Genomic DNA, 9,978 nt, shown 5'->3' with positions numbered 1-9,978 from the left:
TCCCGAAGGAGGGATTATATAACTATATTTAACTCTCCTTCGGGAGTAAGGAGAAAGGAAAATTGTATGAAATTCTACCCTACTCCTTACTATCATCTATTTATAAATATTTATAAAAAAATTGCCTTTTATTAGGGCGTGTCATCAATTAAAAAATTGACAAGTAGGGGTATTGTATGCTCTAGGTCGATGGCAATCGCTATGCTCATAATACCAAATTGATAAATGTTTGCTACAAATAGTTAGGATATTTCTTAGGAGTCAACCCACCCCTCGCCCCTCCCCCTCCCAGGAGGGGAAGTCAGGAGTCAGGAGTCGTATAGGAAGGGCTTCAATACCATTTTTTAGGTCGGAAGTCATCTTTTTTGTCAAAGGGAATATTCTGAAAAGTCTTTTTATTCCTCTTACTATTCGTAACATTATTTTTTCACGCTTGGTATAAAATGACTGAGGCTACCAAATAAATCCCTCCCAGGAAGTTAAACGAACGTTGATCGTATCTAGTAGCGATATAGCTGCCGCTAGGCGGAGCCAACGCTGGATACTCTTTGAGTTTGGCAAAGAAATTTTCGATTCATAGACCTGCTTTGTACAATATCTGATCATAATTACGCAGTTCACGCGCAGTTTTTTTTTTCGGGGAAATCACTACTTCTATTCCTCTGTGGGTCAAAGGCGATTGGCACCCGCTCCTGAGCATCATCAGCTTTTTCCCCTAATACTGCTTCCGCTTTTACCATCGGTAATACTACATCTGCCCCATCCAAGTCCGATGCTTGACCAGTAGTAAAAAAAATTAGTAGGATTACCCAGAGCATCTACTACTCCATGTATCTTGGTACTCAACCCTCCTTTGCTACGGCCAATGTCTTCCTGTTCTGCACTACTGTCCTTCACTCCGGCACTATGTTGATCAGCACGAACAATAGTGGCATCGATCATGGCATATTCGTTATCTGCATCCTCAGCTAGAGTTTGAAATAGTCTTTCCCAGACTCCAGAACCGCTCCAACGGCTAAAACGGGTATGGACAATGCGGAAGTCCCCAAATCTTTCTGGTAAGTCTGTCCAAGGAATTCCCGCCCGATATCTGTATCAAACCGCTTCTACAAAGAGGCGGTTGTATGCATGCTGTTCTTCCTACAGTTCCTTCACGGCCTGGTAGTAAATGTGGAATGGGTTCCCATTGGTCGTCACGCAAACCATAACGTCTAGTCATTGAGAGCAGTCCTATGCCTGTTATTCCTGTAGTTATTCTTTATAGAACCCCTGAGCGTATCTTTTCCGTCCAAGTTTATACTAAGTAGCGATCGCCAATTATCCTAAACAAGAGTTAGGCAAATGCCGTATTCAAGCAGTTTAACAGACAAAGAATGGGTTCAAGTTGAACCATTATTGCCAAAAAAGAAGAAAACTTGTCCCACAAAATGGACGAAAAGGCAAATACTTGATGGTATCCTCTACCAACTTAAGAATGGTTGTAATTGGTGTGATTTGCCCTGCATATTTGCCTCCTGATTCCACAGTTTTTTGGCAGCAGCTACATTCAGCTGGAATTAAGAGGCACTTAGCAGTTGATAGTCTTGGTTTTCCTTTTTTTACCCACTGTACATGCATCATCAGAAACTGATGATGTAGGATGAATAGAAATGATCTCAAACAACATCGACTATTTGAAATCCAAACCAGTCAATATTCCTCAGATTACTATCTTACTTGATCATGGATACCACCCCGAAAAGATCATAGAGGAGTTAAAGAAAATTTATCCGGCAATTATGACTAAGATTCGGTTTAAACTATCGCCAAAACCATCAAAGTTAGAGAAAGAGAATCTGGGAAAAAAAGGGTTTGTTCCCGTTCAAGCCTGGTGGGTGATGGAAAGAACCAATCCCTGGATGGAGAGGTGTAAAAGCTTGACTAAAAATTTTGTTTGCGCAGCATTCCGCAGGAAAAGAACCCTGGAAAATGCTACTTCCAAGTAAATTATGTGTTTTATTCGACTAATGCTTCAGAGATTGGCGATCACCTAAATTTTTAGAGATACGCTCAGGGGTTCTATAAGCATACTATACCTTTAATGTCAACCTCTTTATCTTTAATTGATGACACGCCCTAGTATTAATGGAGATTTTCAAGCAGCTTCCCGTTGGTATTTATATCAGTTTATTCCTGAATCTAATTATATTGCTGTTGTAGTAGTGGCAGGGAAAAATCAAAGTTTGAGTTTTTGGTAGATAAATAATATTGACATTACTTTTTAAGATGCTTATTGTCACAAAATATAGCAATCCCAAATAGATTACAATAAATCAGAACTTACGCATCCACAACGCGACAGTACTATTTAATAGTATAAATAAAAATTGGTTGAATCTAAAAATCAGACCCTACCTTAACCAAAGCCTTGAGGTTTGTCTTCTTGCAGTTCTACATCCCGGAAAAATTTGCGAATAATTTCAATATCAGGCTCTGTCTCAATCCACAGCCGCGCACCACCAGCTTGACTTTTGTTAGGTTTATGAGGACGATAGACTATTTTGCAGTTTCCCAGAATTTCTACTTCGTGGCAGCGATGGTTTTTGCCTCCTTGTTTGACAGAAATTGCTGGAAGAGAAGTACCGTGGTCTCGGTTATAGTCAATTTCTCTTCGCAGCACATGGATAAAAGTATTGCCTGTACGGAATCCTTTATTCCAAGTTCCTTGAGGACCTCGACGACCAGGAGTAATTTCTGGCATTCCCCGACTATTTAAGGGAATGATCCAGAAGCGTTTGACTTTTTTGGCTCCTTTGAGACGACCTTGCCTGAGAAGTAACCTGAGTCTAGCGGTAGAAATATTTAGAAGAAATGCTGCTTCTGTTGTACCAACTTTATCTGGTTCAGTATTTGTATCTTTCATAAACTGTTTCGGAATATATAAAGGATGAACTGGATAACCATTTACAGCGTTGCATAAATGCGGGATGATTTTAATAGTTTTGTGAAATGAGCATCTTGCCCAGTCCTTATATTTTCGGGCGGGCAGGATGCCCATCCCACTTATATTTATCCCTTAATTCAGCAACGCCCCCATTTACTATCAAACCACATTCGAGATTAGATTGGCTTTGGTTTGTGCTTCTACTTTTTTGAGAAAAGGGACAAAATTGGTGCCGCCAGTTCCCCTCTGCTCTTTGGGAGCTTGTTGGAGGATATATTGAGCAGCAATTGCCAAGTGCTGTTTTCTAAAGTTCATTAGCTCCTCAACGCAATGATTGTATAAATCACATAAAGCAGGATGACTCTGTTGGTGGTCGATTATAAACTGTTTGATAGATGGTCCTGACCAAATGGCGACAATAAACTGGCGGTGCCTGGGGGACATATAGGAGTGCATCTCCTGCAAAAACGATTGAGTGTTACCTGCGTGTTGTATTCCTAAACCAGCGTCGAGGGACTGTACCAGGGAACATAGAGCTGCACTACCGCCAGCGAATTTTTGCGGTACATCACTGACCGTTCTTAGAAACCTATGATTATCTATATAAATCTATGATTTTCTATAATAAATAATCTGTTCTATTCTTGCTTCAACCTGGCAACGTCGGCGTTATCCAGTCCACAAGCTGTCACGGTCGTTCGCGCTAGCGTTGCGGAGCAAACTGACCGCCTGAGCTAAATTTAACGCTGCGTTCAAGTCTCTATCGCAGCTAAAATTGCAGTGTTCGCAAGTGAAAGCGCGCTCTGATAACAACAGAGACTCTTTTACAGTTCCACAGTTACAACAGGTTTTAGAACTGGGAAACCATCTGTCAACAATGGTTAAGGATGAGCCGTATAGTTGACATTTGTACTCTAGCTGCCTACGAAACTCGTAAAAACCCATATCAGCAATAGCCTTAGCTAGCTTATGATTTGCCATCATTCCTGATACATTTAAGTCTTCTATTACTATTTGGCTGTGATTCTTGGCTAAGTAAGTAGTAAGTTTATGCAATGTATCTTTTCTGATATCAGCTATTTTGCTATGTAGTTTAGCTATCTTAAGTTGCGCTTTTTTCCAATTATTGGAAAACTTGACTTTATGTCGATTCAAGTATTGCAACCGAGAAAGTTGAGCTTCTAACTTTCTATAAGATTTGGCTCCAGGAAATACTTCGCCAGTGGATAATGTTGCTAAAGATTTTATTCCTAAATCTACACCAACTACATCTACTGATTTTTCAGTAATTTGAGTTTCTGTATCTGTCTTGAAACTAATAAACCATCTATCAGCTTTCCTGCTAATAGTTACAGATTTAGGAGTTACATTATCTGGTAAAATTTCATAAGTTTTCACCCATCCAATTCTTGGTAATTTAATCTGATTAAAACCAACTGTAATTGAACCATCTAAAGTAAAGCTATCATCTTTACCTTTTTTCTTGAATTTAGGTTGACCAGACACTTTGGTAAAACAGCGTTTCCAACTATTGGATAAATACCTCAAAGCATACTGAGGTGCTGTTTTAGAAACCTCGTAGTACCAATAGTTATTTGGTTTAACCATTGCTACCAAAAGTTTATGGAGGTCGATTGCAGTAGGAAATTTAAGCTTACTATCAGGATTATGCTGGTTATGGTTTAAGATATTTTTAGTTAACCACAAACCCCAATTATAAGCATGACGCGCTACACCCGCGTGTTTAGCTAGCAATGTTTTTTGGTGGTTATTTGGATGTAACTCTGTTTTGAATCCAAGTAGCATAAACAGATAATCCTAGATTTTAATAGATAATACCAGATTTTAGCCAACAGTTACAAGCCCCGCCAACGCCGACAATGTTCCACCGCGAGATGACGACTCCGGAAAACCGGAATGTTTGGTCTGCCGATGTACAATGCATTGGATAGGCTAGAGTTTATTATATCCTACCTTTTCTTGCAGTGATCACCCTTTTTTTTTATCAGAAGAATTTATATCACATATAACTTTGTTTTATCTAGCCTTGCTCCCGTGCCAGATCTTCCTTTTTCCTCTATACCATTACTATGCAGGACTACCCTTTTTCTGATAATTCCGATCGAGTTTTATTATAATTCTGATAAAGCTTGCACAAATTGAAAAACTTCTGTATAGCGGTTGTAGAGGGGAACAGGTGCAATCCGAAGGGTGTTTGGTTCGCGCCAGTCGCATAATATTCCTCGTTCTGTTAACTTTTCCAGCAAATTTCCCTCGGCATTTTTAATCTGAATCGATAACTGACATCCTCTAGCTTCAGGATTGGCAGGGGTAAGCAATAAAGGTTTGTTTTCTAGACTATTCAATAAGAATTCAAGATAGCCAGTCAGCAGGCGACTTTTAGTTACTAATTGTGCCATTCCCACCCTGGCAAAGATATCTAGAGAAACTGACAGGGACGCTAATGATAAAACATCTGAATTACTAATTTGCCAACCTTCTGCACCGGATGACGGTTCAATATCTTGTTTCATCAGCAACCGCGTTTCAATTTTATTGCCCCACCAACCAGCAAACCGAGGTAAATTGAACTGATGGGCATATTTTTCATGGACGAAACAAGCTCCGACCGCTCCTGGTCCACTATTCATATATTTATAATTGCACCACACTGCAAAATCTACCTGCCAATCATGCAAAGCAAGGGGAACATTGCCAACAGCATGAGCGAGATCGAATCCTACCAAGCAACCGTATTGGTGTGCTTGCTCAGTAATTTTTTTCATCTCGAAAAACTGTCCTGTTAGATAGTTTATTCCTCCTAGAAATACTAAAGCAATTGAATTACCTTCTTGCTCTAATAAGTTTTCAATATCTTCGGTTCTGATGTAGGTTTCGCCCTGACGAGGTTTAATTTCCAGCAAGGTAATTTCTGGATCGTAACCGTGAAATTCAATCTGGGATTTGAGCGCATATCGAGGAGAAGGAAAGGCGTTAGCTTCAATCAGAATTTTGTATTTTTCTGGGCTAGGTCGATAAAATGAGACTAGCATCAGATGCAAGTTCATGGTCAGAGTATTCATGATTGCTATTTCTGACTCCAGTGCGCCGACAATTTCAGCCATTTTTGGCTTTAATGATTTACTATAATCCAGCCAGCGAGGAGTACCGCAGAAGTATCCTTCAATTCCCAGCTTTTCCCAATCATATAATACCTTTTCGATGCTTTCTCGAACAGTTACAGGTTGTAATCCTAGAGAATGACCACAGAAATAGATATTTTCTTCCCCAGAAGCAGCCTTGGGAATATAAAATTCTTTTCGTAAGGAAGCGAGAGGATCTCTAGCATCCATTTGTTCAGCAAATTCTTGTTCCAGTCTATATTCTATCATTGGCTAGTTGGGCATCTCGAAAAATTTGATTTAGCTGATCCATAAAACTGATACAAAGCGTCACATAACGTGAAAAATTGATGTGTACGGACGTTGCATGCAATGTCCCTTGCTTCTACTGAGGTCGTCGGCGGTTACTTAGGGTTTGCTGAAAAAGTCTTTTGGTGGGGGTAGGAGTCAGGAGACAGAAGACAGGAGACAGGAGAAAAGGGAATGAGCGAGGAGGCAGGAGCTAAGTTTTGTCCCTTAATTTTTTTGCCCAACTATGCGCCTAAAATACTAGCTTTTTGAGCTTTTTAGACTGAAACAGGCGCACTTTTTAAAGGCAAAAAAAGGCTGAAACCAATATCTGTCAGTGCTTTGATATTTAATCAGCAAGTCCTACTTATCCACAGGCATTCACGGTTGTTTAACGCCGAAGGCGGAGGGAGCGTAGCTCTCACCGACCGCATCTCTTAAAGTTCTACTCTACTATAATTTACATAGCAATCCTAAATTGGTTCTGACAATTTTTATCATCATTAATTTAAAAATTCTGACTCCCTACTCCCTCAAAACGGCAGAAAGCTTAAACTCTCTGCCGTCTTACCATGAAAAATTAACTTCCGTTCCCAGAAGAAACTAAATCCTACTCAGCTCCTTGAGGCAACAACTCTCGTTTTTCACCTTGAGTAACCTTAACCTGACCATCCTCTCCAACATCAACCACAGCAGTATCGCCCTCACGAACAGCACCAGAAAGAATTTCCTCAGCCAAAACATCCTCAAGCAAACGCATAATTGCCCGACGTAGAGGACGCGCTCCATAACTGGGATTATAACCTTCCTCAACTAACCGCTCTTGGAAGCGTTCAGTAATTTCTAGCTTGATGCCTTTTTCTGTCAAACGACTAAAGACTTCTTTCAACATAATCACAGCAATTTCCTTCACCTCATCCTTATTCAACTGACGGAAGACGATAATCTCATCTAAACGGTTGAGGAATTCTGGGCGGAAATATTGTTTTAGTTCTTCATTAACCAAGTTGCGAATTCGGTTGTATTGAGCATCAGCTTCATTATCGGAGAACTCGAAACCAAGACCACCGCCTCCTTTTTCGATTACCTTAGAACCGATATTGGAGGTCATAATAATTAAGGTATTCTTGAAATCTACTGTACGACCCTTAGCATCAGTCAACCGTCCGTCTTCCAAAATTTGCAACAACATATTGAAGACATCAGGGTGAGCTTTTTCGATTTCATCAAATAGCACCACAGTATAAGGGCGACGACGAACTGCTTCAGTTAGCTGACCACCTTCGTTATAACCCACATAACCAGGAGGAGAACCAATCAACTTAGAAACAGTGTGACGTTCCATGTATTCAGACATATCCAACCGAATCATTGCTTCTTCTGACCCGAAGAAATATGTAGCCAGAGCCTTAGTTAATTCTGTCTTACCAACCCCAGTCGGTCCAGAGAAAATAAAGCTAGCAATTGGTCGGTTGGGGTTTTTCAATCCTACTCTTGCCCGACGAATAGCACGAGATACTGCTCTGACAGCTTCTTCCTGACCAATCAAACGTTGGTGCAGAGTATCTTCCATGTGTAGCAACTTCTCAGATTCAGATTCTGTGAGCTTACTAACTGGAACACCTGTCCAACTTGCAACAATATGAGCAATATCTTCTTCATTAACCACTGGAGAATCATTTTCACTCGTGGAATCTGTCTTTTTACTTTGAGCAAGGGAACGAATTTCAGATTTAATCTCCATTTCCCGATCGCGCAACTCTCCTGCCTTATCAAAATCTTGAGAGCGTACTGCCTCATCCTTTTCTTTAAGAATTTGACGCAACTCTTTATCTAACTCCTTAGCTGCCGGAGGAAGTTGAGAATTAATCAAACGAACCCGGGAACCTGCCTCATCAATCAAATCAATAGCTTTATCCGGTAAATAGCGATCGCTAATATAGCGGTCTGACAATTTAGCAGCAGCTTCTAGAGCTGTATCCAAAATTTTTAACTTATGATGTTGTTCGTAACGTTCCCTTAAACCGTATAAAATTTCAATTGTCTCTTCAACGGAAGGTTCACCCACCATTACTGGTTGGAAACGACGTTCGAGTGCCGCATCTCGTTCAATATGTTTGCGATACTCATCGAGGGTTGTTGCCCCTATACACTGTAGCTCCCCACGAGCCAAAGCAGGCTTCAAAATATTAGCCGCATCAATTGCCCCTTCTGCTGCACCAGCTCCAATTAGAGTATGAACCTCATCTATAACTAGGATGACATTACCCGCAGAGCGAATTTCATCCATAATTTTCTTCAGACGTTCCTCAAACTCTCCTCGATATTTTGTGCCAGCCACCAATAGACCAATGTCCAGAGTAACTACCCGCTTTTCTTCAAGAATATCTGGTATATCATTATTAGCAATACGTTGTGCCAGACCTTCAGCGATCGCTGTTTTTCCGACCCCTGGTTCTCCAATCAAAACTGGATTATTTTTCGTTCTACGACCTAGAATTTGAATAACCCGTTCAATTTCGTTTTGCCTTCCCACTACTGGGTCCAACTTACCTTCAGATGCCATTTGAGTCAGATTAGAACCAAACTCATCCAGAGTAGGAGTTTTAGTCCGTCCACCGCCACCACCAGCAGTGACTTCTGCAGTTTCACCCAACATCCGAATTACCTGAGTCCGTACCTTCGAGAGGTCTACGCCCAAGTTTTCTAGAACTCTTGCTGCAACTCCTTCCCCTTCTCGAATTAAACCCAGAAGTAGATGCTCAGTACCAATATAGTTATGTCCTAATTGCCGTGCTTCCTCCAAGGATAATTCTAAAACCCTTTTAGCTCTGGGAGTAAAAGGAATTTCTACAGCCACAAATCCAGATCCACGGCCAATTATTTTTTCTACCTCAATCCTAGCGTCCTTGAGATTAACACCCATAGATTTGAGAACTTTGGCCGCAACACCTGTGCCTTCTCCAATTAGACCCAGGAGGATTTGTTCCGTCCCCACAAAGTTATGTCCCAAGCGCCGAGCCTCTTCTTGGGCCAACATTATCACTTTGATTGCTTTTTCGGTGAAGCGTTCAAACATAATTAATTAATTCCTATTATTTATAAAGTTCCCCTTACGGTTATTCTAGCGTGACATTTATATTAAAACTGTTACCGCTCAACTAAACTTACTCAAACTGAATGAGAAAGCCTGAAATATTAGTCATTCGTAGTGGATCAACCACCACAGGGTTAAACGGCAAACCCTTTATTCCTTGGTCAAAGACATCAGGAATTACTTTTTTAATAATGTTAAACGACCCATTTACATCAGCATTTAATAATTTATTTTCCCTAGTTTTATACAACCCTCTTGTTACTCTTTTTCCACTAAATTCCGGTTTTTGTTCTCCATCTTTGGGTAAATCATCCCCATCTAAACAGCTCGATTGAGATGTATAGGATTCTTCGGTAATTATTACTTTTATTCCTCTTAGTTGGGCTTTATACCTTAACATCTCTATTAACCTATAGTGAGGGATATTCACAAATTGTTGATTGTTCTTTTTCCCTAATTTTATTTCTTGTTTCCAAGTCTGATTATACCCAATAATTAAGGTCCCTATTTCATAGTTTACACACCAATCTATTACTATTTTACTTGCA

Annotated in this window: 10 protein-coding genes and 1 pseudogene; 4 read left to right on the top strand and 7 right to left on the bottom strand. The window is 40.3% G+C overall.

Features of this window, described 5'->3' with window-relative positions:
- The first annotated feature begins 229 nt into the window (after window positions 1-229).
- The gene (locus F6K13_RS06165; protein WP_287287030.1) at window positions 230-442 is read left to right on the top strand and encodes a hypothetical protein; all 213 of its coding nucleotides are present in this window, start codon (window positions 230-232) and stop codon (window positions 440-442) included.
- Here F6K13_RS06165 and F6K13_RS06160 read toward each other — a convergent pair.
- Window positions 428-1,219, bottom strand: a pseudogene (locus F6K13_RS06160) (IS5 family transposase). The gene F6K13_RS06165 and the pseudogene F6K13_RS06160 sit on opposite strands and share 15 nt — an antisense overlap.
- 122 nt (window positions 1,220-1,341) lie before the next feature.
- Between F6K13_RS06160 and F6K13_RS06155 the strand changes: the two are divergent.
- From F6K13_RS06155 to F6K13_RS06145, 3 genes are all read left to right on the top strand, one after another.
- On the top strand, window positions 1,342-1,518 hold the full coding sequence (locus F6K13_RS06155; protein ID WP_192901140.1) for a transposase: 177 nt from the start codon (window positions 1,342-1,344) through the stop codon (window positions 1,516-1,518).
- A gap of 131 nt (window positions 1,519-1,649) precedes the next feature.
- Window positions 1,650-1,985, top strand: coding sequence for a transposase (locus F6K13_RS06150; protein WP_205127405.1), 336 nt, complete (start codon window positions 1,650-1,652; stop codon window positions 1,983-1,985).
- A gap of 120 nt (window positions 1,986-2,105) precedes the next feature.
- A complete protein-coding gene (locus F6K13_RS06145; RefSeq protein WP_275670392.1) occupies window positions 2,106-2,237 on the top strand; it encodes a hypothetical protein in 132 nt (43 codons plus the stop codon).
- A 158-nt stretch (window positions 2,238-2,395) separates the two neighbouring features.
- Here the strand turns inward: F6K13_RS06145 and F6K13_RS06140 are convergent, their stop codons facing one another.
- The 6 genes from F6K13_RS06140 to F6K13_RS06115 all read right to left on the bottom strand — a co-directional run.
- Entirely contained in the window at window positions 2,396-2,902 is a 507-nt protein-coding gene (locus F6K13_RS06140; RefSeq protein ID WP_124145544.1) for a DNA-binding protein, read from the bottom strand.
- A gap of 180 nt (window positions 2,903-3,082) precedes the next feature.
- A complete protein-coding gene (locus F6K13_RS06135; RefSeq protein WP_275670393.1) occupies window positions 3,083-3,526 on the bottom strand; it encodes a hypothetical protein in 444 nt (147 codons plus the stop codon).
- Between the two features lie 66 nt (window positions 3,527-3,592).
- A complete protein-coding gene (locus tag F6K13_RS06130) occupies window positions 3,593-4,729 on the bottom strand; it encodes an RNA-guided endonuclease TnpB family protein (RefSeq protein ID WP_124145546.1) in 1,137 nt (378 codons plus the stop codon).
- Window positions 4,730-5,055: 326 nt separating this feature from the next.
- The gene (gene kynU / locus F6K13_RS06125; protein ID WP_205127406.1) at window positions 5,056-6,315 is read right to left on the bottom strand and encodes a kynureninase; all 1,260 of its coding nucleotides are present in this window, start codon (window positions 6,313-6,315) and stop codon (window positions 5,056-5,058) included.
- A gap of 628 nt (window positions 6,316-6,943) precedes the next feature.
- The gene (locus F6K13_RS06120; protein ID WP_124145547.1) at window positions 6,944-9,412 is read right to left on the bottom strand and encodes an ATP-dependent Clp protease ATP-binding subunit; all 2,469 of its coding nucleotides are present in this window, start codon (window positions 9,410-9,412) and stop codon (window positions 6,944-6,946) included.
- Window positions 9,413-9,500: 88 nt separating this feature from the next.
- Window positions 9,501-9,978 (bottom strand): transposase (locus F6K13_RS06115; protein WP_287287029.1); only part of this gene is annotated, 478 nt, incomplete at its 5' end.

The organism is Okeania sp. SIO2B9 (assembly GCF_010672505.1).
Taxonomy (GTDB): Bacteria; Cyanobacteriota; Cyanobacteriia; order Cyanobacteriales; family Microcoleaceae; genus Okeania; species Okeania hirsuta.
Note: the sequence above shows the minus strand (reverse complement) of the source record. Positions and strands in the feature narration are given on the sequence as shown.